Genomic DNA, 24,293 nt, shown 5'->3' with positions numbered 1-24,293 from the left:
CCCGGGCCTTCCATGCGGATGTCGGTGCGAAGTCGGCGTCGGGTCAGACCGGCTGGGCGGTCAGCTTGTAGAAGGCTTCCTCGAGCGAGCCGTTGCGCTTCGCGAGGTCGGCCGGCGAGCCGTCGAAGACGATCTTGCCGTCGTGGATGAACAGCACGCGGCCGGCGATGGGCTCGACCTCCTGGAGGATGTGGGTCGAGACCAGCACGGTCTTGGTCCGGCCCAGCTCGCGGATCAAGGAGCGGACCCCCTTGATCTGGTTCGGGTCGAGGCCGCTGGTCGGCTCGTCGAGGATCAGGACCTCGGGGTCGTGGAGGATCGCCTGGGCCATCGATACGCGCTGGCGATAGCCCTTCGATAGCTTGGCGATCGGCTTGTGGGCCACGGCCTCCAGGGCGCACTGGGCGACGACCTCGTCGAGCCGGGTGCGGAGCCTCGCGGCCGAGAGCCCGCGCGCCGAGCCGAAGAACCGGAGCAGGCCCAGGGGGGTCATGTCGGTGTAGAGCGGGCCGTTCTCCGGGAGGTAGCCGAGGCGTTCCGCCGCGGCGATGCGGTCCTCCTGGACGTCGATCCCGGCGATCCGGGCCGAGCCGTGGGTGGGCGCGGTGAACCCCGTGAGCAGTCGCATGGTGGTCGTCTTGCCGGCGCCGTTGGGGCCGAGGAAGGCGACCACCTGGCCCTTCGGGATCGAGAACGACACGTCGCGCACCGCCAGGAACGACCCAAATTGCTTGCAAAGCCCGTCGGCTTCGATCATGACCGGCGTAGACATGCCGATGCGTACCTCCCAGGCCCTGGTGACAGACTCATTACGGCCGGCCCGCGCGGGACGCGGGCCCTCGCCGCTCCGGAAGCGGCCGGCGGTCGATGGGGGGACCGCCCTTCACGACTCCGGTCGCGGATCGACCGCCGAGGATGCTCGATCGTCAAGCATCCTTACGCGGATCCGCCGGAAGGGGTTCATTATGCGCCCGCGATAACGGCGATGCAACGCCGCCGGAGACGTCCTCTCCAACCCCATGCACCCATCAACCCAGACCGGGCCGGCCGAATTATTTCAAGGAGGGTCACGTCCCGCCCGCTCCCGCCGTAATATAAGGTTAAAGATGACGCGGCGACCCCGTCCGGTCGCGTCGCCGCGAGCCCGTCGACCCGTCCGGCGCACGTTCGCCCAACCCGGCCTCATCAACGTGGGAGTGCCCTTCATGCCGAAGCGTGATGGAAGGACCGACGCCCGGGGGGGCTTCGGGACGTGGCGCTCGGTCGCCGCGACGGCGGCCGCGGCCCTGATGCTGGCCTCGGCGGCGATCCGGTCCGAGGCCGGCGACCGGCCGGCCCCCAAGTCCGCCGGCTCGGAGCGGGCCTCGCCGGGGAGCGTGAACTTCCTCGACCCGCTGCTCCAGGAGGCCTGGAAGGAGGCCGGGCTCAAGCCGCCTCAGGTCGCCCGCGACGACGAGTTCCTCCGTCGGGCCTACCTTGACGTCCTGGGCCGCATCCCGACCGTGGCCGAGGCCCGCGCCTTCCTCGCCTCCCGCGAGCCGGACAAGCGGGCCGCACTGGTCGACGCGCTGCTGGACCACGTCGACTTCCCCAAGAACTTCGCGACCGAGTGGACCAACCTCCTCATCGGCCGGGGCCGCCAGGAGCGCAACGTCGACCGAGACGCCCTCACGGCCTGGCTCCGCAAGCAGTTCGCCGCCGGCCGCCCCTGGAACGAGGTCGTCTACGACCTGGTGACCGCGAGCGGCTCGAACAAGGAGAACGGCGCGGTCAACTTCACGCTGGCCCACCTGGAGGCCGAGGCCGTGCCGCTGACCTCGCGGACGACCCGGCTGTTCCTCGGCCAGCAGCTCCAGTGCGTCCAGTGCCACGACCACCCCCAGAACGACTGGAAGCAGGCCGATTTCTGGGGTGTCAACGCGTTCTTCCGGGGCCTGAAGGCCGAGGAGAAGCGGGCCGTCGACGCCGCCGGTGTCGAAAAGTTCGACCACATGGAGCTGTCCGACGCCCCCACCGACGCCTTCGCCCGCTTCGACCGCCGCAACGGCATGATGGGCGTGGCCTTCCCCAAGTTCATCGACGGCCGCAAGATCGAGAAGCCCGACGGCGTCGTCCGCCGGGTGGAGCTGGCGAAGTTCATCACCGACCCGGAGAGCGACCTGCTCCCCCGCGCGATGGTCAACCGGACCTGGGCCCACTTCCTGGGGCGGGGGTTCGTCAACCCGGTCGACGACATCGGCCCGCACAACCAGCCCGCGCTCCCGGAGGTCTTCGACAAGCTGACCGAGGAATTCCGGGAGGGGGGCTGCGACGTCAAGCAGCTGGTCCGCTGGATCACCTCGTCGGCCGCGTACCAGGCTTCGAGCCTCCGGCCGGGCAAGTCCCGCCCCGAGGACGACCTGTTCAGCGCAATGGCCCTACGCCCCATGTCTCCGGAGCAGCTCTTCGACTCGCTCCTGACCGCCACCGCCGCCCATCGGGCCGGCTCGGGCCGCGACGACGCCAAGCGCGAGGCCTGGATGCGGCAGTTCCTGTTCGCCTTCGGCAACGACGAGGGGGACGAGGCGACGAGCTTCCAGGGGACCATCCCCCAGTCGCTCATGATGATGAACGGCGATCTCATGCGCGACGCCCTCTCCGGCAAGCCGGGGAGCTTCCTGGCCGACGCCCTGGATCAGGCCGGCCGCCAGCGGCGGTCGCCGGCCTCGTTCATGGTGGATCAGCTCCACCTGGCCGCGCTCAGCCGCTTCCCGACCGCCTCCGAGCGGAACGCTTCCGTGCGGTATCTGGAGTCGTACCCCGACGCCCTGCCGTACCTGCAGGACCTCTTCTGGGCCCTCTTGAACTCCAACGAGTTCATCCTGATCCATTGACCCCGACGCGGACGTCCCCAAGGAGCCGAAGCTCATGACGCCCCCTCTCGTCACCCCGCGCGGGATGCACCGCCGGCACTTCCTGGGCCACCTCGCCGCGACGGCGCTCGGGATCCCGGCGGCGCAGTTCTTCTCCAGTCTCCGCGCGAACGCCGCGGCGGCGAAGAAGGCCCATCGCAGCTGCATCGTGCTCTGGATGTCGGGCGGCCCCAGCCACCTCGACATCTGGGACCTCAAGCCCGACAGCGAGAAGAACGGCGGGCCGTTCAGGCCGATCGCGACGTCCGCCCCCGGCGTGATGATCAGCGAGCACATGCCCAACACCGCCAAGCAGATGCACCACCTCAACGTCCTCCGCTCGCTCGACTCCAAGGAGGGCAACCACGAGCGCGGGACGTACCTGATGCACACGGGATACGTCCCCAACCCGACCGTCGTCCACCCCGGATGGGGCTCGACGGCGGCCTTCGAGATCGGCGGCCGGCTCGACGACTTCGACCTCCCCCATTGCGTCTCGATCAACACCCCCGGCCAGGGGGCGGGCTTCCTGGGGATGTCGTACACTCCCTTCATGGTCCAGAACCCCAACGCGCCGATCGCCAACCTCGCGCCGCCGGCCGACGTGGACGAGATGCGGCTCGACCGCCGGCTCCAGCTCCTCAGCCGCGTCGAGAACGAGTTCATCAAGCAGCGCGGGGCGGCGCCGGCCGTCGACCACAAGGCGGTCTACGCGAAGACGATCCGGATGATGAACTCCAAGTACAAGGACATCTTCAAGCTCGACTCCGAGTCCCCGGCGGTCCGCGAGGCCTACGGCAAGCACTCGTTCGGGTCGGGCTGCCTGCTGGCCCGACGGCTGGTCGAGCAGGGGGTGACGTACGTCGAGGTCGCGATGGGGGGCTGGGACACCCACGCCGACAACTTCGACGCCCTCTCGAACCGCCTCCTCCCCGAGCTGGACCAGGGCATGGGCGCCCTGACGGCCGACCTGGCGAGCCGGGGACTGCTGGACACGACGATGATCGTCTGGATGGGAGAGTTCGGGCGCACGCCCCGGATCAACCAGAACGCCGGCCGCGACCATTGGCCCCGGAGCTGGTCGGTCGTTATGGGTGGGGGCGGCATGAAGTCCGGCCAGGTCGTCGGCTCGACCGACAAGGACGGCGTGGACGTCTCCGACCGGCCGATCGGCGTCATGGATCTGGTCGCCACGATGACCAAGACGATGGGCATCGGCCTGGACACCCAGTACACCTCGCCGCGGGGCCGGCCGATGAAGGTCGTCGACGGCGGCACCCCGATCGCCGAGCTGGTGGGCTGAACCCGGGGACTCGTCCGGCCTCGCCGCGCGTCAGAAGCCCGACCCCGCCTCGCGCGGGGCGGGCCCTCGCGTCAGCCAACCCCACGCCAGGGCGGCGGCGCCGGCCGAGAGCGCCAGCGGCCCCCCCGCGACCGCCGCCAGCGAGAGCGTCGCGGCGGCGATCAGGCTCTGCGCCCCGGCCTGGCCGGCCGAGGTCAATCCCGCCAGACCCAGGCCCATCAGCAGGGCCAGAAGGAGCAGCGAGCGCGCGCGGCCCTCGCTGACCGCGACGTACTCCGGCGCGCGATCGCCTTCGACCTCCAGGCGCATCGGCGGGTCGGTCAGCCCCGGCGCCGGCCCGGCGAAGTAGGCCGGCCGCCCCAGCCGACGCACCCGCTCGCGGTCGACCTGCTCGGGTACGCCCGCGCCGCTCGGGGCCACGTCCGGGCCCTTCCCGCGAAGTCCGAGGTAGGACCATGCGGCGGCGACCGGCTCGTCCAGGCCGGTCGAGCGAAGCGCCTCGACGACCTGGAGGCGCGACGCCTTGACCACCTCCAGGTCGCGAGCCGCGCGGTCTCGACGCGCCCGGTCCGCGCCCTTGGAGGCCGCCGCCAGTACACGCTCGGCACCGCGCAGGGCCGACTCGTGCTCGATGAGGAGCGAAACCAGCAGGCCCCGGTCGCGACCCGACCCGCGATCCATCGCCGCGATCAGGTCGAAGGCCCGCCGGGCCGCGCGGTCGGCCCGATCCAGCTGGAGACGTTCCGGCGCGATCGGCGTCAGGCCCACCGAGGAGGCCTTGAGGGTCGCCTCCGCCGGGACGTGGACGCTGAGCAGGGTCGGGGTGCGGCCGTCCCCCACCCGGGGCAGGTCGAGGGCCAGGGCCCCCCCTCCCGCGCCGGCGGCGGGGCGGTCCACGGCCCAGGTCAGGCTGACGACCCTGGCGGTCTGGTCGCCCAGCGGGACCGTCCACCGAGACTCCCGGTCCAGGAGAGGCGTGACCGCCGCGCCGTCCACCGCGGCCCGGAGCAGCCGCCCGCGCCCCGGCGGCGCGATGATGAGGAACTGGCCCGATCGCGGCTCGGTCCGATACGAGGCCGAGCCGAGCATCGAGCCGTCGGCCGCCAGCACGCAGGCGACGTCCGCGTCGCGCACCCTCGCGAACGAACCGTCGGCGTCCGCCCCCACGTCCTCGCCCGGCGGGGCCTGGACGACGAGCGACCATTTATCGCTCTCGACCTCGACGTGATAGGCCCGCGCGGCCAGGCCGGTCGCGCCCCCGAACTCCTCGTCCTGGAATCGCCCTGCGTAGGAGATCTGCCGGAGCCCGGCCGATCCGGCCGTCGTCGGCACCGACTCCGTGGCGAACACCAACGCGATCGACGTGTCGACCAGCCCTTGCCCCAGCGGGACGACCTGCGGGAAGGCCATCTCCTGGCCCGAGGCGATCGGCGAGCGGGACCTCAGGACCAGCCGCTGGGACCCCCAGATCGGCCGATCGGGGGTGATGGTCCAGAACGTCCAGCCGTCTCGAGACTCGGTCGTGAGCTGGTGGTCCCGCCCCGCGAGCCGTATTCGCGCGTCGTCCCCCGCCCAGGCGGCGGGCACCTTCAGATGGATCGCGTCCAGCGGCCCCCCCGCGACCTCGTAGCGGAGCACGGCGACCCACTCGGCCGAGTCGGGATGGATTGTCGCCTGGCTCCCGACCACCACGTTCGTGCGCGGGGGCCGGGGGGCCCATCGCAGCTCGCCCACGCGGCCCGGGTCGTCGATTCGATAGGTCTGCCGGATCCGCGAATCGCCGGAGTCCGAGGGTTCGGACGACACGAGCGTCGCTCCCCCGGGCGTGGTTGGCAGGTCGACGCCCCCTCGCGAGAGGACCTCCAGCGTCCCCGCCGCGTCTCGCCCTTCCGAGGGGTCGACCCACGGGAGCCGGATTCGGTGCTGTCGCGGGCCGGGTCCGGGCCCGAGCTGCGACACCGGGATCCTGCCACGCACCGTGATCGTGCGCCGGGACTTCAGATCGATCCGGTCGAAACGGACGCGGAGGGGCTCGCCCGGCGGTCGGCTCCAGTCGGTCATGCCGGGCGACTCGACATCCAGCACGAGCAGCTCGGCCGGCAGGGCCAGCTCCGCGCGATCGAGGAGGCCCGAAATCTCCGACATCTCGACCTCGTAGCGGCAGTCGACCCGCCCGGCCTCGATCTGGAGCTGGACCGCCGGCCTGCGCCGCCATCGCGTGGGAGTCGGCCCGGTCCGGAACTCGACGACGTCCTGGGGCTTGAATCGGACGGTCCCGGCGAAGGTCAGGACGTCGTCGGGCAGGGCCCCCCACGACCGGACGAAGCTCTCGTCGCCCACAGGCTCGGCGTCCCTTGGCGGTTCGAGCCGGCCCGTCCAGTGCCCCGGCCGTCGGACGGCCAGGAGTCCCGCCTCGCGGTCCACGCCCAGGGGTTCGAGGCGCGGGAAGCGCCGGGCCGTCGGCCCTTCGATCCCGGCGGCGGCGTCGGTGCGCAAGGGACGCCAGAAGTCCAGGAACACGGTCGTCCGATCCGGCAGAGGGGGATCCACCCGGGCGATCCACTCGGGGTTCTGGTCCGTCCCCGCCCACGACGCGTCGACCAGCCCCGGGATCTGGACTGATCGCGGCACCAGGCCGGGCTCCAGGGCGATCCGGATCGTCGAGGTCCGCCGCCGGGTGCGGTAGGTCAGCCGGGCGCGGACTCGCTCGCCCGCCGGGTCCAGGTCCCAGAGCATCAGGCTCTCGACGGTCGCCGAGGGCTGGCCGACCTCCGGCTCGGCCGAGGTCCAGGAGACGCCGATCCGGTCCACGGGCCCGAGGACCGCCTCGATCGTCTGGTCCCCTTTGGCGACCACGCGGCCCCGAGCCGCCAGTTGCTGAACCGGCCGGGCCCCCGGGGGCTGATCAAGCGTCAGGCGTGCGGACGGCGAACGGTTGATCTTCAGGTCGATCGTATCTAGGGAGCCGTCGCGGTCCGGCGTGACGGAGCGTCGGATCCGAAGCCGACTGGTTCGGCCTCCGGGCAGGACGACCGCCGCGACCTCGCCCCCCGGCTTGACGATCACGGGCACAGGATCCTCTGCCAGCGTCGCGGCCAGGTCGCGGGCGCCGCCGACGGGGAACTCGAACGCCGTGGCCGGTCCGTCGTCGACGCGCACAGTGTAGGTGCTCTCCACGGTCAGGTCGGGCTCGGCCGCGCGGGCGATCCGATGCTCGGCCATGACGATCGCGGCGCGCTCCTCGGCCGGGGGCGGCGGGGCCTCGGACCAGCCGCGGAGGCGTTCGTGGTCGGCCTGGCGGAGGATCACCAGCGAAGGGGCCGCGGCGGGATCGAACTCCCCGTCGTAGGGGAGCAGGGCGACGATCGGGGCGACCTCGCCCGGTGCCGGATCGGCGGAGGCCCGAGAGAGCCCGGCGGCCGCGAGGGCCCAGGCGGCCGCGCGGAACCCGCGACGTCGGAGCAGGGCCGTCCCGCCGCGACGCGACGGGCCGGTCGCGCCCCGGCGTTCCCGGAACGTCGAGCGCAGGAGCCGGCCCAGGCGGATGAGCAGCGTCACGAAGGCCCCGACGAAGACCCCGGCGGTCAGCGGGGCGGGGACCGCCGCCCACCAGTCGTGCAGGGCAACCGAGGCGATCATGAGCAGCAGGGGGGCGATCAGGCCGCGGCGCGGCGAGACGGCGCGGCGGAGCCCGACGGCCAGCACCACGAGCGCGGCGGCCCACCCCGTCAGGGCGCGCGTGCCGGCGTCCGCCGTCGAGACCCAGGCGTCGGCGGGTGGCCAGGCGCTCGCGGTCAACCTCCAGGTCGACCAGCCCGGGGCCCGATCCCGGCCGTCGATCGGTACGACCGATGACGACTCGGCGGCCGTCGGCTCGCCTCGCCAACGCGCGGCCGACTGGAAGCGGTCGGTCGCGTCCGATCCCCAAAGGACCGCCTCCGCCACGGCCGAGCGCCACGTCGGCGGACCCGAGGGCGAGCCTGCGGCGCGGCGCGAGGTCACGACCAGAGCGTCGTCCACCACGACCAGCGTCAGCCCTCGGGCCTGGAGGCCCGACAGGGATACCGCCGCCCTCCCGGGGTCGGGGGGGATCGGGGCGAATCGCGATCGAGGCCCCATCCCTTCCGCGGCCAGGGCCGAGCGATCCACGAGCAGCGGCTCGGGCGAGGCGTCCCAGCGCATGAAGGCCTCGGCGAGCGTCAGGTCCTCGCCCGGAGACTCGCCGAGCAGGTCGTCGAGCCGCCGAAGGGCGTCCTCCCGCGGCGCCCGCGTCGCGGGGCGCTCGCCGGGCCAACGCCATCGGGAGACCCCCAGGGCCCCGAAAGGCCAGACCGGACGGGGCTCGGCCGCGTCGACCACGAATCCCGGGCCGGCCTCGCCGAACAGCTCGCCGGGCGGCAAGGACAGGTCCCAACTGAACGAGAGGCAGGGGAGGTCGATCTCGGGCGCCGCGGGCCGGAGCAGCCCGTCTCCCGGAGGGCCCGCCGATTCGATCCGGTAGTCCAGCACCACGGCGCGCGTCCCATCGCCGGTTCCGGGGGGCAGGGGGATCGTCATCCGGCCTCCCGAGCGAATGGGGTCGACGGCGCGGCCGTCCACCCGCGCCGAGGCCAGCACGGCCCCGGCCGGCTGCCGGAAGCTCAACGCCTGCGTCTGATCGGCCGCCACGAGCATCCAGAGGCGGTTGGCCGAGCGTCCGTCGCGGAACGCCCGCGTCTTCAGCCGGGCCTCGCGGATCAGCCCCGGAGTCGGTGCCGGGGTCAACGGCTCGGTCGCCAGGTCGAGGCGGCAGCTGGCCGACGAATAGGTCAACGCCTGTGTGTTCCAACCCGCCCCGGCCGGGACCGGCGCCGAGGCTTCCGGCCCCGGCGCGAGGGCCTCGGCGAGCGACGGTTCGATCCGGCTCAGCCCCTCGCCGTCGATCCGCGTACGGACCTTCTCGGGGGTCTCGATCACCACGACGCCCCGAGGCGCGTCCACGCCGGCGAGGCAGGGCAGGGGGATCGTCCCACGCCCGTCCCACGGGAGGGCCGCGGAGAAGCGCACCGCGGCCCTGCCCCGCAGCGAGGGCTCGGCGGTCAACTCCAGGGCCACGCCGCCAGCCGGGAAGCCCAGTCGTCGGCGATCGGGCTCGGCCAGGATCGTCGGGGCCAGCCGGGCCCCGGTGGCCGCATCGGTGAACGTCCAGGCGGACAGGCCGCCGGCCGGCTCGCCGATCCAGGCCCGGACCGCGGAGGCCCCCGCGCCCGCCCCGGCGATCGTGATGCTGCCCGAGACCGCCACTCGCCGGCCGTCGTCTTCCAGCCTCGCCTTGAGTTGCACCCAGCCCCTGGGGCTCGGGTCCGCCCGGCGGACCTCCACGGGCGCCTCGGCGTCGTCGGCCGTCCATCGCCAGGCGAGGACCGGCCGAAGGTCCGCCGTGGCCGGGGACGCGGGCGGGAGCAGGCCCGGCGCCTGGGCGGCGTCGATCCAGGCGATCCCCTTCACCGCGCCCGGCTGGAGCTGCACGCCGCCCTCGATCGAGGCGACCCAGACTTCCTCAGCGATCCGCCCGCGGGTCGGGCGAAGGCGCGGGAGCATCAGCCTCGCGGGCGCGTCGGCTTCGGCCTCGGCGGCGGGCGCGACCGCCCCCACGACGAGAGTCCGGCCGCCGGGGGCCGCGTCCGAGGCCGGTGCCAGCACGCGGAGCCGGGTGGATCCGTCGGGGAGGACGGTCCGGCTCCAGGGGACCGCCTCTTCGACGCCCGCCAGCTCGACGCGGTCGACGGCCCAGCCGGGCGAGATCGCCAGTTCGTGCTCCGGGACGGACCCGGGCAGGCCCAGCCCCGAGACCTCGCATTCGAACCGGATGGACGACGGGCGGAGGGCGATCCGCCCGCGCACGCCGTAGATCGGCTCGACTCCGGCGGGCCGGAACGTCAGCTCGGCCACCGGGCCGGGCGAGGACGAGTCGAAGACGAGCACCGTGGCCGCCGCGTTCGCGGCCTCCCCCGGCGGCGGCGGGACCCGGCGGCCCTCGCGTTCGCGGCACTCGCGGACGACGTGGCGCTCGTCCAGCACGACGGTCGTGGAGCCGCCCGTCCAGGAGAGCGGGGCCAGCGGGCGGATCCCCGGCACGATCCAGGGCCCCTCGGCCGGGACCCGCGCATGGCCGCGGAAGCGTACGGAGGACGCCTGGTGGCCCGTCGCGGTCATCGTGACCACGACCTTACCCGGCGCGCCGGGCTCCGCCCGAAACTCGCGCACGTCCGGCCCCTCGACGCTCAGCAGCTCCAGCCCGGGATCGAGCTCGACCGCGAACGATCCGTCGCCGGGCTCGTCGGCCTGGTACGTCCAGTCGGTCGTCCAGTTGACGGGCCGGGTCGCCAGTCTTTCCGCGGCGTTGAGGTCGATCCGGGTCGGTCCGCCGACCCAGATCCGGGCCGGGTTCCCGGACGCCCGCGCCTCCGCCAGGTTCGTCAGCCGGAGGTCGAGGCCGCCGACACGGCCGTGAAACCGCCAGGTCTCGCGTCCCGGCCCGTCGCCCGGCGAGGGTCCCTCGCGGCGGGCCGCCGCACCCGAGGGCTCCCAACCCTCCGGCACGTCGAGGGTCAGGCTCGTCGTCTCGTCCCCCGGCAAGGAGAGGGCGAAAATCCTGCCCCGCGAGTCCGGCCGCGCCCGCAACTCCCACTCCAGGACCGTCGTCGTCTCGCCGGGGACCGCAGGATCGGTCGCCGGTTCCAGGCGGAGGAGCGTCTTGCCCACGGTCGAGGCCGCGACCGTCGCCGCGGACTCGGGCCCTTTCAGGATGGCAGGCGACCAGGGCTCGATCGAGACCGTGGAAGGCCCGGGCGGGCTCGCCGAGACCAGCTCGGAACGGCCGACGAGCACGCCGGGACTGAACCGAGCGTGGTGTCGGGCCCGGACCAGCCGGGGGCCCCCCCGTTCGCGATCGCGACCCCGGGCCTCGATCGTCCGCAGGAGCCCGTCGAACTCTTCCGCCGTCAGGACCTTCAGCGGCGTATCGGCCGGGAACTGGGAGCCCACCTGACTCGAAGGGATTCGGACGCGGATCACGGCGGGGGGCTCCCCGTCGACCGGCCCCGCGCCAAACGAGGGGGCGATCGCGAGGGTTGCGAGGAGCCACTTGAGTAGGGAGAGCCTCGACCGGGGGGCCTTCATCGACGTCACTCCGTCCTGAGGCCCTGCTCGCGACGCGAGCTGAGCGGGGGGTCGGCCTCGAGGCCGGACGGCGGCGAGAGATAATCCATGGTCGAGGAAGTCCGGACACGAATCGCGGTCGAGTCGTCCGATCCGACCCCCACGGATCGCTGGGAGGTGTCTGGCACGACGACGTTGGGGCCGCCGGCCGGTCGTGGCGGGGCCGCGGCGGCCGCCTCTCGCAGCGCCATCCGACGGCCCAGGTAGGCCAGCAGCCCAAGCGCGACGCCGAAGCTCGAGGATTGGATGACCAGGGCGAAGACGCCGGCGGGCAGGAACATGGCCGCCGACAGCCCAACGGCCGCCGCGGCGCCGAGGATCCAGGGGGCCGACGAAGGGACGAACGTCAGCCCCGCGACCGCGGCCAGCGCCAGTCCCGAGCAGACGAGCACGGTCCAGGCGCGCGAGACCACCCACGGATGGATCGGCGAAGGGGGCCCCGCGCGGCTGAAGAGATAACCGTGGGAGGCGTCCTCGACGTCGAGGGCGTCGTCGACGGCCGCCGCCGGGGCGGAGGGTCCGGCGGCCCAGGCGATCAGCTTGGCCGAGCCCGCGACGGGCCTTCGCTTCCAGGCGTACACGTCCCAGTACCACTCGTTCTCGTCGGCCCACCCGCGAGGCTGGCCCGCCACGGCCTGGCTCCAGGGGACCTGGACGAGCCAGTAGGTCTGAAGCACCTCGGCTCCGTCGAGCAGCGCGGGGGCCAGCCAGGGCCGACGGACCGAGGCGGCCGGCAGGTGGTATTCCAGGTCGACCAGGACCGGCCGGGCGGCCGACTCGGCGGGCAGGTCGAGCCGGCTCGCCGCACCGCCCGGGCCCAGGTCGATCCGCTCCAGGGTCTTCCCGTCCACCCGGGCTCGGAGCCAGCGGGCACCCTCCGGGAGGGTGATCGCGATCGACGCGGGGTGGGAATCGACCGCGTACCAGGCGCGCACGCGAAGGTCCCCCTCGGGTTCGAGCGTCGATCGGATGAGCGCCCGCGAGGCCACCACGGGGGGCAGCGCGACGGCCTCCGCCAGCCGCGCCGAGACCGCCAGGCCCTCGGCGGCGTCATCCCGATCCAGTCGGAAAGCTCGTATCGAGCGCGCTCCGATGCGAGCTTCCTCGTCGACCTCGGCCCAGGCGGGATCGTCGACGACGAGTTGGACCTCCGGGTCGGAAGCCAGCTCGACGAGACAGTCGCCGGGCTCGCCCGTCTCGGGCTCGATCCAGGGGATGCGCAGGGCGGTCGGGGCGGCCGTGTCGAGAGGCCTTCCCAGCGGGATTCGGTACTGGAAGGTCAACGAGGCGGCGTCGACGACGGGGCGGTCGAACAGGAGGCGAGCCCGTCGCGCGCCGGACTTGGCGTCCTCCAGGTCCTCGGTTCGGATCGGCTGCTTGTCCCCGGAAGCCTCCCAGCGGGCGGAGACGCCCTCGGGGACGACCACGTCGAGCGAGGCGAGCGCCCCGTGGCGGACCTGCAACGTCGTCTCCTGACGAACCTCGACGGTGCGCCGCGAGACCCGGGCCGCGAGCCTGGTCCGCCGGCGGACGATCAAGGGCCGGCGTTCGAGGCGGAGGTCGAGCGTGGCCGGGTTGCGGCCGGTCTGGAGCCGGAGCGGGGGCGGGCCGGGGTCGGCCTCGGACTTCGACGCGGCCGCGGGCGACGCCTCGGCCGCCGTTTCCTTGACGAGCGCGGGGTCGCGCGGCTCAAGGCCGACGTCGCGGCCGGCGCGAACGACGAATGCGCTGGACGTCGACACCGCGCCCTGCGGCGCGAACAGGCCGAGACTCGCATCTCCCGGCCCCGGCGCGGCCTGACGCCCCGAGAGCTTCAGGGCGAACGACGGACGGTCTCTCCCCTGGGGCGTGAGGCGGATTTTCAGCACGCGGCCCGCGGCGGGGTCGCCGCCGGCCGTCGCCCCCGGCTGGGGCGGCGTGGCGGACTCGACGAGGTCCGGCGGCCCGACCGAGACAACCTTCATGTCCGCCGGAACGGCCACCTCGATCTCGAACAGGGTCCCCCGCACTCGCCGCACGAGGAGCGTCGTCTCGTTGCGCACCACGTCGGGGTCGATCGAGAGTTCGGCCGTCGCCGACGTCGCGAAGAGGGGCGGGGCGTCCTCCACTCCCATCGCCAGGTCGAAGGGCTGCTCCAGGAACTGGAGGGCCAGGGTCGTGTTGGGACGGGCCTTCAACGCCGTGGGGAGGTCGCGGGGGTCGATCCGCCGCAGGCCCTGGGACTTGACCACGCTCACGAACAGGTTCGGCCCGGTGCAGGTCGCGCCGAGGAATCCCGACTGCTCGCCGGCGTCGGCCAGCGGATACCCCGAGAAGTGCAGGACCCGCGAGCCCGACGAAGGCCTGCGCGTCTCCAGGACCAGCCGCCGCGACTCGCCCGCGCGCATCGGCTCGGCGAGCTGGATCGTCAGCAGGTTGCCCCCCTGGGAACGTTCGATCCCCGAGGCCGGCACCTGGTCGTTGAGCTGGATCCGCGAGACGGCCTCGTCGTCCTCCAGGCGGATCTGGAGGCCGCGGGCGACGCCCCGGGCGCAGGCGATCGCCCAGGACGATCGGACCGCGACCGACTCCGCATCCACGTCGACGGCGATCTCGACCTGGGCGGAGAGCAGTGGCGCGGCTCGCTCGCCGGCCTCGCCCGGCTCGCTCCAGCTCACGACGAGGGGGGACCTCGGGGAGACGCTGGCGGAGGCCAGGACGCCGTCGCCCTCCGCGGCGGGCGTCGGCCGGACGGGCTCGCCGGGGCGGGCCTCGACGTCGTAGGCCCTCCTGGGGAGCACCAGATCGAAGGAGGTCGCGGCGGCCATGGGGATCGCCAGGTCCAGAGACCGTCGCTCGGCGTTGATCCGGATCGGCGCCGTCAGCTCGATCCGGAGCCGGTGCGTCCGGGCGCCTTCCAGCCTGGCTTCCCACCGCTCGCCCGCCCCCAGCCGCATCTCCAGCTCGCGATCGCCTTCGCGTCCGCCCAGGACGATCGAGCCGTCGATCCCGAGCGGGACCCACGCAGGTCCGGACTCCTGGAGGGCGCAGGCGATCGTCAGCTCCACCCGGGCGCGGTCGCCCTCGACGGTCCCCCTGACCTGGACGGCCTCCACGTTCGAGCCGGCCGGGTCGCGCACCCCGTCGGCGGCGGCCTTCATGCGCTCGGGGGTGGGGCGGGTGACGATCCAGTCGGGCGCGACGATCTTCCTCCAGAACTCCTCGGCGTCGGCCGCCCTCTGGAGGATGATCACCTCGCGGGGCCATGCGGGCGTGGCCGGGGTCGGCCCGGCGGGGGGTGCGGCCTCGATCGGGGCCGGGACGACCGGCGCGGGCTGCTGGCCGCGGGCCGTCCCGACGGCCGCCCAGCAGGCGACGAGCAGCGCGACGCGGACGCCCAAAATCCCGGACGGTGTCGAGTCTCTCAACGCATCAGCACTCGTTGGACAGGATGCCCGGCGCGATGTTGCGGTTCGGGATCGGCGCCGGCGGGGGCGACGGGAGCGGGCGACCCGACGCGAGCGTCGCCGCGACTGGAATATACCACGCAGACCGCCCCCTTTCCAGGAAACGCGCGGCCGCCGGGCCGCCCCCGAGTCGGGACGGACCCGACGCCCTCGCGGGTCACTTCGCGGCGGGGGCCGCCGGCCTGAGCTGGCGGTCGTCAAGGAGTTTACGCCAGGCGGCGTAACCTTGTTCGGGCCGATCGACGTCGTAGGCGGGGGCCTCGCGACCGGTCAGCCGCTTCAGGTTGTCGATCGCCAGTTCGCGGACGGCCAGCGATTCTTCGGTCGGCGCGAGGTCCTGGACGAGCGACTCCAGCGTCTCGGCGCTGGCCGCGTCGGCCGCCGGGAAGCCCAGCAGGAGCTTGCCCAGGCGGTTGCGGTCGACCGCGCCGAAATCGAGCTGGAGCTGCTCCCAGGCCCGCCGAGACGCCGCCTCGCCCGCCGCAAGCTCCTCGCGGATCGCGGCGATGGCGGCCTGACGCGCCTCGGGATCGGCGGGGCGATCGAGGATCGGGGTGAGCAGCGAAAGGTCGCCGAGCCCCCTCAGGGCGGCGACGGCCATCCGCTTCACGTCGGGGTCCTCGTTCTCGGTCGCCGACACGATGTCGGCGAGGACCGGACGGTCTTCGGCGAACTCCTTCAGGCAGCGTTCCCGGAGGGCAGTCAGCTCGGCCGAGGTCGGCGCCCCCGCGAGCCATTCCGGAGCGTTCGCGCCTTCCAGGCGCTCCACGGCGCCGGCGGCGTTCAGCCGGACCGAGGCCGGGCCCTTGACCGTCTCGGTCGCCTTGACGCCCTTGATCGCCAGCTCGCCGCCGGGTCCGACGTGGATGGTCAGCGAGGGGGCGTCGCTCGGGCTGACTCCGTACGACCAACGGGCGTCGGACTCGAACCCGACGGCCAGGTCGGCCGGGCGTTCCAGGTCCACGGTGCGGCCCTGGAACGCGACGTGCAACGGCCCGCCGGAAGTCGACGGTTCGGCCAGGAGCCGACCCCGCACCAGTTCCAGGGCGGGGCCCCCGTCGGTCGCCGCGGCGAGCAGGCGCACCTCGGAGTCTTCCAGCACGTCGAACGCGCCGTTGGCGGTCGCCAGCCGTCCTGCGAACGGGGGCGGGGCGATGATGCGGTCGCCCGGGGGCACGGAGTCGCCTTCGCGGCTCCGGACCCACTCCCGGGACTCGCCGTCGTAGCGCAGGAGCATCCCGTCGATGTGCGCGATCACCGCGGCGGCCCCGTCGGGGACATCGACGGCCGCCGCGACGGGCGTGGTCGCCGCGTCGGCCCCGGCGGCTTCGGGCATGGGCTCCTCGGCGGCGACCTCCGGGGCCGGCTCCTCGTCCTTGACGGCCTCCGTCGGGACCACGGGGGGAGGGGCGGGAGGCTCGACCGCCGCGACGGCCGGCTCCGCCGGTCCGCCCCGGGCTCCGATGCGCGACGGCACGTCCCGGGCGATCGTCGGCGCGGCCGAATCGTCCGACTTCAGGCTCTCGTAGGCCGACCAGCTCAGGAGCGCGATCAAGGCCAGGCAGGCCGCCAGCGGCCCGAAGCGTTCGAGCCAGTGCGACCGCGCGGGGCCCTGGACGACCCAGGGCACGATCGGCTGCGTCCTGGGGTCGGCCGCGGGCTCCCCTTCTTCGGCCGAGGCGGCATGGGCCTCGCGTCCCTTGACGAGGAGGTACATCCGCCCCTTAGCCTCGGGCGGGACCTGCACCCGCTGGCCCAGCAGGCTCAGGATCTGATGGACGCTGGCCGCCTCCGCCAGGTTGACGTCCGACGTCAGGCATTTCTTCTCATACTCGGCGACCTGTTCGGCGTTCAGGTCGTTGTCGAGATAGCTGGCGACAAGGTTGGGGTCGGTCGCGTCCGGGCCGTTCTTGCTCGGCACCGTGAGCCGTCGCTGCCGGGTCACCCGATGGATCCGTTGCACGAGTTCCTGGGCGAGCGGACTGCTCCCCACCTGCTTGCCGATCTCCCGCACCTGGACCGGCGGCAACGTGTCGTCGAGCCAGGCCAACAGCGTCCTCAAGGTCAGTCGCATCGCAAATCCCCCCGCACCCTCGCGATCGCCCCGCCGGGATCGCCCGGCCGTCGTCGCGTCCTCTCGTCTCCGCCAATATCAGTGGCGGCCGGCGCGGGGATCCGTGCGAGATTCTCGATTTCGTCCGAAAGTCGCGGGCGAGGCTTAATCGGCGAGCGGCATGTGCGGATTCCAGACGACCTCCCAGAGATGGCCGTCGGGGTCCAGAAAATAGCCGGCGTAGCCGCCCCAGAAGGTCCCGCCGGCACGCTTCGCGATCGCAGCCCCCGCGCCGGCCGCCTTCGCCATCACGGCGTCGACCTCCTCCCGAGAGGCGAAGTTGCAGCCGAGCGTGAACTCGGTCGGGCTCGGGGGGTGCAGGGCGACTCCGGAGTCGTGTGCCAAGCTCGCACGCGGCCAGATCGCCAGCTTGAGGCCCGGCTGGAGGTCGAAGAACGCCACCGCACCGTGCTCGAATTCCGTCCCGATGATCCCCTCCGTCGCCAGCCCGAGGCCGTCCCGGTAGAACCGTAGGGACCGTTCCAGGTCCTCCACGGCGAGGGTGATCACGCTGATCCGAGGCTTCATCTCACATCTCCCTCTTCGATTCACCGCCCGTCCGAATCCGGTACAAACGGAACCAGGGGTCGCCCTCGCGGGCGCCGTAGAGCGGTTCGAACGACTCGGGGTGGGTGTCGGCCCAACCGCGCTCGATCGGGAACCCCTCCGGGTCGGCGACGTTGTGGGCACCCTCGCCCGGGTTCACTCGGGTCGTGACCAGGAGTTGCACGCCCTCGGCCCGGAGGTTCGCGAGCCAGGCGTCGTAGTCGGGACGTTCGCGATCCCAGCCGGGGCGGGAGTTGGGCCATTCGCCCCGCCCCTCGGCGACGGCCCTTCGATGGAAGTCGTGCATCAGCCAGCCCCGAGGGCCCTCGACGTTCACGTATCGGACGTCGTTCCGGAGCCCCGCCCCCAGCAGATAGTAGGGGATGTTGGTTCCGGCGTACGCCACCCGCGAGCCCGACGGACCGGACCGCGCGTCCAGCTCCATCCATCCCCGATAGAAGTCCGGGAACGCCGGGAAGGCGAGAAGCCTCGGATCGCGGGCGAAGGGGGCCACCTGCGACCAGCCGACGGCCGCGAGCAGGGCGATCGCCGTCAGCCCGGCACCCCAGGTCGCGCGGCCGCGGAGCCCCCGCCACAGGCGCGAGATGGTCCAGACGAGAAGCCCCGCGACCAGGGCCAGCGCGGGAACGTCGAACGCGGCGAGGACGTCCTGAGAAGACCGGGCGGCGGCCAGCCGCGCCAGGTCGGACGCCAGCGGCAGGATCGCGCCCACGGCGTTGGGGATCTGGGGCGTGAGGTCCCAGGGGATGTCGGCGTCGCGAGGGCCGAACGGCCAGGACTGGGGCGTCGTCAGGTGCAACGCCAGGATCAAGGTCGCCGCGACACGGAGCCAACGGCCCCGGTCGAGCAGCCGGGCGAGCGGGACGACGGCCAGCCCAAGCCCCTGCAGCATGAACCGTTGCTGCGTCCTGTACGGGATGAACAGCCAGTAAAGCGACACATTGAGCAAGGCCCCCAGGGCGAAGGTCCAGACCCAACCGTCCCCCCGGTCGCGTCGCCGTCCAAGAGCCCAGACGCCCAGGACCGCCGCCAGCCAGAGCGGGACCGAGCGAGCGTCGAGGACGCCGACCAGGGTGTCGACCAGCGCCCGCCAGTTGGAGACGGGGATGAAGTAGATGCTCTCCCGCATAGCCTCAGACCCGTACCAGCCCGAAAGCCAGGTCCGGCTCGCGACCTTCACCGTCAGGGGATACAGCGGGTTGCCGGTCAGGATCGCATTCCGCGCGTACCAGAACATGGAGGTCGCCGCGACCCCGGCCACGATGACCGCCGACCCTTTCAACGTCGGCGGGATCCTCCGCGTCCGCCTCGCGACGGCCCAGCAACCGACGAGGACCAGCGGAGGCACGAACAGGTTGCCGACCGATTTGGTCCCCAGGGCCTCGCCGGCCGCCAACCCTCCCAGCAGGAGTGCGGGCCAGTCGTCCCGGCCCAGACCGTAGCGGAGGAAGTAGAAAGCGGCCGTGAGATAGCCCGCCACGAAGATCGTGTCAACGTTGGCCTCGAACGTGAACAGGAGCAACGGGCCGGCCGTGGCGAACAAGGAGGTCGCCACCAGCGCGGCCGTCCGCCCGGCCCCCAACTCGCGGGCGCAGCCGAAGGCCGCTACGCAGGCCATCAGGAGGAACGGAGCCTGGCCGACGCGGGCGAGTCGGTCGCCGCCCCAGGTCGTCATCAGCCAGGCGAACCAGAGGTCGCCGTTGGCCGGGAAGTAGGTCGCCGCGCTCTCGCCGAACGGCGAGGCCACGAGGAACAGACGCCCCTCCTTCCACCAACGCGCCGCGAAGTACAGGTGGTAGATCGGCCCGTCGCTGACCACCTTGACCGGCATCAGCAGCGATGACGTCCCCAGGACGAGGGCCGCCCAAAGGGCCAGCCCGACGGCGAACCATCCCTCCCGGCCGATCGCCTCGGCGTCGGCCGGCGGAGGGGCCTCGATAGCCGGCCTGCCGAGGCCGCTCGCCCGGCCCAGGAGCGCGCCCGACGCCGCCCAGGCCAGCAGCCCGCCGACGTGCAAGACCCCCAGCGTCCCCAGGAACTGGACGCCCACCGTGGTCCAGACCCAGGCGAGCAAGGCCGAGGCCAGCAGCCGGGGCGGCCCCGGCGGCTGTCGAAGGCCGAGCGTCGCGCCCCACCATCCGCCGAGCAGGACGAGCGTGTTGCCGAGGAGGAATGTCAGGACCATCATGTTCCGCGTCGATCCCCCCGGACTCGCCGACTCCGCGCCCACGCAGGTCTCTACTTTACACGCTGCGGAACCTGCTGCTATGATCCCGGCGCGGAGAGGGATCGCAGGATTCGGGGCGGCGAGTGCGCCCGTTGCGGGAGGGAGTGCCGCTGATGCTGGGACAGACGCTGTCGGCCGCCGATTACCTGGCTCGCGTGCGCGACGAGATCGCGAGGCTCGACGCCCGCTCCGTCGAGAACGTAAGCGAGGTCATCGAGAGGGCCTACGACGCGAACCGGTTCGTCTTCATCATCGGCAACGGCGGCTCGGGTGCCAACGCCTCGCATCTCTGCGAGGACCTGGCCAAGTGCACCCTCTGCGACTTCGAGTCCCAGAAGCGGCTCAAGGTCCTGAGCCTCACCGACAACACCGCCGGCATCATGGCCTGGGCCAACGACGAGGGCTATGAGCGGATCTTCCTCGAACAGCTCAAGAACCTGGCCTCGCCCGGCGACGTCCTGATCGCCATCTCCGGCTCCGGCAACAGCCCGAACATCTTGCGGGCCGTCGAGTGGGCGAACGAGCACGGGATGGAGACGGTGGGCTTCACCGGCTTCTCGGGCGGGAAGCTCCAGGCGATCAACACCCACAACCTGCACGTCGGCATCGACGACATGGGGATCGTCGAATCCCTCCATCAGGTCGTCTTCCACTGGCTGATCGACGACCTCCACCGGCGGTTCGCCGCCAAGCATCGCCCGGCCGCTCGCAACGGCGCCAGGGCGGGCCTCTAGGCCGTGGCCGGCGATGCGGCATGGCGGCTCGGCGTCGAGATCGGCGGGACGAAACTCCAGCTCGGCCTCTCCCGACGTCCGGGCTCGATCGAGATCCTGAAACGGTCGTCCATCGACCCTGCCCGAGGCGCCGAAGGCATCCGCCGCTCGATCCGCGAGATGTTCGACGTACTGCGCGCCGAGGCCGGGATCGAGGCCGGAAGCGTGCAGGCCGCGGGCGTCGGCTTCGGCGGCCCGGTCGACGCCGAGGCGGGCCGGACGGAGACCTCGTTCCAGGTCGCGGGCTGGACCGGTTTTCCGCTGGCCGACTGGATTCGCGAGACCCTGGGCGTCCCGGTCGTCACGGTCCACAACGACGCCGACGTCGCCGGGCTGGCCGAATCGCGCCTGGGCGCGGGCGTGGGATGCTCGCCGTTGCTCTACCTGACGATCGGCAGCGGGATCGGCGGGGCCTTGATCCTCGACGGCCGCATCTATCGCGGGGCGGGGCGGGGAGCGGCCGAGATCGGCCACCTGCGAGTCCCCTCGCCCGATCCGGCCTCCCGCGAGGAATGGCCCGAGCTGGAGGCCGTCGCCTCGGGATGGGGGATCGGCCGGCTCGCCCGGCGCGAGGCCGAGGCCGTCGCGGCTCGCGGCGAACGCTGGAGCGTTCTGGACGCGGCGGGGCTCCCGGAACGCATCACCGCGGTCGAGATCGCCAGGGCGGCGGAAGCCGGCGACGCTCTCAGCCGGGAGATCCTGGATCGGGCCCGCCGCGCCCTGGTCTTCGCGCTGGGGCAGGCCGTCGCGCTGCTCGCGCCGAGGCGTATCATCCTCGGCGGCGGCGTCTCCCTGATCGGCGAGGATCTCTGGTTCCGGCCGATCCGCGAGTCGCTCGACGCCCAGGTGTTCCGGCCGTTCCGCGGATCGTTCGACGTGCTCCCCGCCGTGCTGGGGGAGGAGGTCGTCGTCCACGGTGCGATCGAGCTGGCCGGCGACGCCCTGGCCGCCGCCTCCTGAACGAGATCCCGGCGGATGACGGACGACGGCCTTATCGGCGGCAGGCCGCCTGATCGAGCAAGTGCTTGACGTGCTCGTGGTCCGCCGGCTTGACGACGTGGTGGTCGAACCCGGCCTCGCGGGAGCGGTCCTGGTCCTCGTCGGTGCTGTAGCCGGTCATGGCCACGAGCATCGCCTTGTCCAGCTCGGGGATCCGGCGCAGCAGCTCGGCCACGCGGTAGCCGTTCATGTCGGGAAGGCTGATGTCGAGGAAGACGGCGTCGGGCGTGAAGCCGCGGACCGACTCGATGGCGTCGGCACCGTTGAAGGCCGTCCTGACGTCGTGCCCTTCGAACTGGATCAGCATGGCGAACATCGTCGCCGCGTCGACGTTGTCGTCGACGATCAAGACCTTGAGCCCGGTCGCCACCGCCGAGTCTCCGTTAGCGTTCGCAAAATGATCCACGGGTCGCCTCCGGGTCGTCTCTCGAACAAGGCGCGGATCGCTCGACCTTCCGAGAAGGCCGTCGACCCGCCATCGCCGCCCGCCAATACATCGAGTCGTCCGCCAAAGCCGACGAGAACTTGCACAAAAGATCGTACCGAGCGAGCGAGTCGGGCCGGACCGGTGAGGGACGTTGAAGCGGAATCCGCTCAGGGGCGAGCGACGGTTGAAATACTCAGACTTGAGGATCCGGTCAATCCGCAATGCAGGAGGAGCGACGAGCGACGTCTGGATTCCCGCGAATCCCATGGGCGCAACCGACCTCGACTCGACTGCCGCATGGAGTCGGTCGATCCCGATGACGGATGCTTGAAATTCATGATGGATCGATCCTACACGAAACGGCGGCGCGAGACAATCGGTCGGGCGACGATCCCGACGCGGCGAGGCATTTCGGGGACGATCGCCGGAGGCGCGTCCCCTCAACCTTCCATCATTCCACCGGCGTGGGAAGCGGGTCGGGCAGGCTGCCCGCCGGCGGCGACGGGGGTGGTATCGAGATGCGATCGGCCGCAGGAGACGTCGGCGTTGCCAGGGCCCGATCGGCCGAGGGCGTCGGCAAGGGGTCCGGGAGGCCGCCCCCCGGCGGCGTCGAAGGCGGCGGGGCCGGGATCTTGTCCCCCGTCGACGTCCCGAGCGGGTCGGTGAACGGTTCCGCCTCCGGGCTCATCGGGGGCTCCGGCATGCTCGGCGTGACGGGCGGGCCGATCGGAACCGGGGCCGCCTCCTCCGCCGGCGTCTTGTGCGTCCGGAAGCGATGCCAGAACGGTTGCATCGGCCTCGGGACGGGGATCGGGAACAGGTAGTTGCCGCCGCCGAGGGCCTGATAGGTCTCGATGACGGCCACCAGTTCCTGCTGCTTGGTCTCGACGAGCACCGTTCGGGCGTCCCGGAGGTCGCGCTGGGCGAAGAGGACGTCCACGTAATCGGCGCGGGCGAACTGGAAGAGCCTCATCGCGACGCGGACCGATTCTTCCAGGGCGTCCAACTGCCGCCGCCGGACCTCGATGCTGCTGCGGTAGTTCTCCACCCGGGCGAGGCGGTTCACCAGCTCGACGAAGGCGTTGAGGACGACCCGCTGGTAGCTGTAGACGGCCTGCAACTGGCGGGCGTCCGCCGTCAGGTAGTCGGCCTTGATCGCCTTCCGGTTGATGAACGGCACGAGCACGTTGCTGGCGGCCCCCGCAATCAGGCCTTCCGGCGTGAGGAACATGTACCTGGGGTCGAAGCTCTGGTAGCCGACGGTCGCGGAGATGAACCCCTGGGGATAGAAGCGTTTCCGGGCGACCAGCACGTCGAGCCCCGCGGCCGCCAGCTCGCGTTCGGCCTGGCGGATGTCGGGCCGGTTGCGGAGCAGCTCGGCGGGCACGCCCAGACTCAAGTCGTGCAGCTTCAGGTCGATGAAGTCCCCGGTCATCCGCTCGACCCGCTGGGGATTGCGTCCCAGGAGGAAGTTGATGCGGTTCTCGGCCTCGATGATGTCCTGGCGGACGATCTGCTTCTCGCTCTGGTTCCTGCGGACCTCGGCCAGGAAACGCTGAACGGGCAGCTCGGTGCCGCGTGCGCCTTCCTTCACGGTCCTCGCCGTCTCCAGGCTCTGTTCCTGGATCTCGATCGTCTGGTCCAGGATCTCGAGTCGCTTGTCGAGGGCCATGAGCTGGTAGTAACTGCCCGCGACGTCGGCGATGAGACGGGTCGTGAAGAAATTCCGGCTCTCGGCGGCGGCGTAATAGCGCATGACGGCGGCGTCGCGCGCGTTGTGCAACTGCCACCAGACGTCCGGGGTCCAGAGGAACAGCGGGGCCAGGGTGAAGTTGGGGAGCGGGTTGGGGAGGAACCGGCCGGGCGCGTACTCGTCGCTGAAGATGGCGGCCCCGGGGATCGTGAATTGGCTGAATTTATCGATCGACGCCCCCCCCGCGGGAGAGATGGAGGGGAGGTAGGCCCCCTTCCGGGCGATGATCTCATTGCTGGCGATCTGGACGTTCTCCGACAGGATCCTCAGCTCCTGATTGCCGGCGATCGCCTGGCGCATTAGCTCGACGAGCATGGGATCATCGAAGAATTCCTCGACCCTCAGGGCGGCCGAGCTCTCCGCGCTGTCCGCCGCCTCGAAGACCGGCGGCAGGTCGGACTGCGGGTCCGCCTTGCGCAGGTCGTAGGAGTCCAGCACTCCCGGCCCCGGCTTGGGCCTCCTCTGCGCGGGGATCCAACACGACGGCAGCACCAGCAGGAAACCGCAGGCGATGGCGATCGCCGCGACGGGCTTCAAGGGCCTGTCGGCCCTCGGGCATGGGAACCAGTTCATCCGCTGCATCCTTGTAGGTTT

The 24,293-nt window shown here is 72.2% G+C and carries 12 protein-coding genes; 4 read left to right on the top strand and 8 right to left on the bottom strand.

The annotated features are described in order from the left end of the window. Positions 1 to 43 precede the first annotated feature (43 nt). Positions 44 to 772, bottom strand: coding sequence for an ABC transporter ATP-binding protein (locus tag G6O68_RS01250; protein ID WP_165243954.1), 729 nt, complete (start codon positions 770 to 772; stop codon positions 44 to 46). A gap of 433 nt (positions 773 to 1,205) precedes the next feature. Here G6O68_RS01250 and G6O68_RS01245 point away from each other — a divergent pair, with 433 nt between their 5' ends. After that, positions 1,206 to 2,873, top strand: coding sequence for a DUF1549 domain-containing protein (locus G6O68_RS01245; RefSeq protein WP_240910917.1), 1,668 nt, complete (start codon positions 1,206 to 1,208; stop codon positions 2,871 to 2,873). A 34-nt stretch (positions 2,874 to 2,907) separates the two neighbouring features. Continuing rightward, positions 2,908 to 4,194 carry a DUF1501 domain-containing protein gene (locus G6O68_RS01240; RefSeq protein ID WP_165243952.1) on the top strand — a complete coding sequence of 429 codons (1,287 nt, stop codon included), beginning with the start codon at positions 2,908 to 2,910 and terminating at the stop codon, positions 4,192 to 4,194. Positions 4,195 to 4,224: 30 nt separating this feature from the next. Here G6O68_RS01240 and G6O68_RS01235 read toward each other — a convergent pair whose 3' ends face one another. The 5 genes from G6O68_RS01235 to G6O68_RS01215 all read right to left on the bottom strand — a co-directional run bounded on the left by G6O68_RS01235 (position 4,225) and on the right by G6O68_RS01215 (position 19,708). Beyond that, a complete protein-coding gene (locus tag G6O68_RS01235; RefSeq protein ID WP_165243950.1) occupies positions 4,225 to 11,250 on the bottom strand; it encodes a hypothetical protein in 7,026 nt (2,341 codons plus the stop codon). 110 nt (positions 11,251 to 11,360) lie between these two features. Continuing rightward, the gene (locus tag G6O68_RS01230) at positions 11,361 to 14,801 is read right to left on the bottom strand and encodes a hypothetical protein (RefSeq protein ID WP_165243948.1); all 3,441 of its coding nucleotides are present in this window, start codon (positions 14,799 to 14,801) and stop codon (positions 11,361 to 11,363) included. 196 nt (positions 14,802 to 14,997) lie between these two features. Beyond that, positions 14,998 to 16,914, bottom strand: a complete 1,917-nt coding sequence (locus tag G6O68_RS01225) for a hypothetical protein (protein ID WP_165243946.1) — start codon at positions 16,912 to 16,914, stop codon at positions 14,998 to 15,000. 144 nt (positions 16,915 to 17,058) lie between these two features. Beyond that, the gene (locus G6O68_RS01220; RefSeq protein ID WP_165243944.1) at positions 17,059 to 17,481 is read right to left on the bottom strand and encodes a VOC family protein; all 423 of its coding nucleotides are present in this window, start codon (positions 17,479 to 17,481) and stop codon (positions 17,059 to 17,061) included. Position 17,482: 1 nt separating this feature from the next. After that, on the bottom strand, positions 17,483 to 19,708 hold the full coding sequence (locus G6O68_RS01215; RefSeq protein WP_165243942.1) for a phospholipid carrier-dependent glycosyltransferase: 2,226 nt from the start codon (positions 19,706 to 19,708) through the stop codon (positions 17,483 to 17,485). A 152-nt stretch (positions 19,709 to 19,860) separates the two neighbouring features. On the opposite strand from G6O68_RS01215, the gene G6O68_RS01210 reads away from it, so the two are divergent. Both G6O68_RS01210 and G6O68_RS01205 read left to right on the top strand, forming a co-directional pair. Continuing rightward, a complete protein-coding gene (locus G6O68_RS01210) occupies positions 19,861 to 20,481 on the top strand; it encodes a D-sedoheptulose-7-phosphate isomerase (protein ID WP_165243940.1) in 621 nt (206 codons plus the stop codon). A 3-nt stretch (positions 20,482 to 20,484) separates the two neighbouring features. After that, positions 20,485 to 21,480 (top strand): ROK family protein, encoded by a 996-nt coding sequence (locus G6O68_RS01205; RefSeq protein WP_165243938.1) that lies wholly within the window; start codon positions 20,485 to 20,487, stop codon positions 21,478 to 21,480. Positions 21,481 to 21,511: 31 nt separating this feature from the next. Here the strand turns inward: G6O68_RS01205 and G6O68_RS01200 are convergent, their stop codons facing one another. Continuing rightward, positions 21,512 to 21,889 (bottom strand): response regulator, encoded by a 378-nt coding sequence (locus G6O68_RS01200; protein ID WP_165243936.1) that lies wholly within the window; start codon positions 21,887 to 21,889, stop codon positions 21,512 to 21,514. Positions 21,890 to 22,397: 508 nt separating this feature from the next. Then, positions 22,398 to 24,272, bottom strand: coding sequence for a TolC family protein (locus tag G6O68_RS01195; RefSeq protein ID WP_165243934.1), 1,875 nt, complete (start codon positions 24,270 to 24,272; stop codon positions 22,398 to 22,400). Between the last annotated feature and the right edge of the window lie 21 nt (positions 24,273 to 24,293).

It is taken from the genome of Paludisphaera soli, assembly GCF_011064595.1.
GTDB lineage: Bacteria > Planctomycetota > Planctomycetia > Isosphaerales > Isosphaeraceae > Paludisphaera > Paludisphaera soli.
This window is presented reverse-complemented; position numbering and strand designations above follow the sequence as displayed.

Excerpts from the sequence above, each read along its gene's own strand:
- G6O68_RS01250 (WP_165243954.1), bottom strand. The coding sequence starts at position 772 with ATGTCTACGCCGGTCATGATCGAAGCCGACGGGCTTTGCAAGCAATTT.
- G6O68_RS01245 (WP_240910917.1), top strand. The coding sequence starts at position 1,206 with ATGCCGAAGCGTGATGGAAGGACCGACGCCCGGGGGGGCTTCGGGACG.
- G6O68_RS01240 (WP_165243952.1), top strand. The coding sequence starts at position 2,908 with ATGACGCCCCCTCTCGTCACCCCGCGCGGGATGCACCGCCGGCACTTC.
- G6O68_RS01225 (WP_165243946.1), bottom strand. The coding sequence starts at position 16,914 with ATGCGACTGACCTTGAGGACGCTGTTGGCCTGGCTCGACGACACGTTG.
- G6O68_RS01220 (WP_165243944.1), bottom strand. The coding sequence starts at position 17,481 with ATGAAGCCTCGGATCAGCGTGATCACCCTCGCCGTGGAGGACCTGGAA.
- G6O68_RS01215 (WP_165243942.1), bottom strand. The coding sequence starts at position 19,708 with ATGATGGTCCTGACATTCCTCCTCGGCAACACGCTCGTCCTGCTCGGC.
- G6O68_RS01210 (WP_165243940.1), top strand. The coding sequence starts at position 19,861 with ATGCTGGGACAGACGCTGTCGGCCGCCGATTACCTGGCTCGCGTGCGC.
- G6O68_RS01195 (WP_165243934.1), bottom strand. The coding sequence starts at position 24,272 with ATGAACTGGTTCCCATGCCCGAGGGCCGACAGGCCCTTGAAGCCCGTC.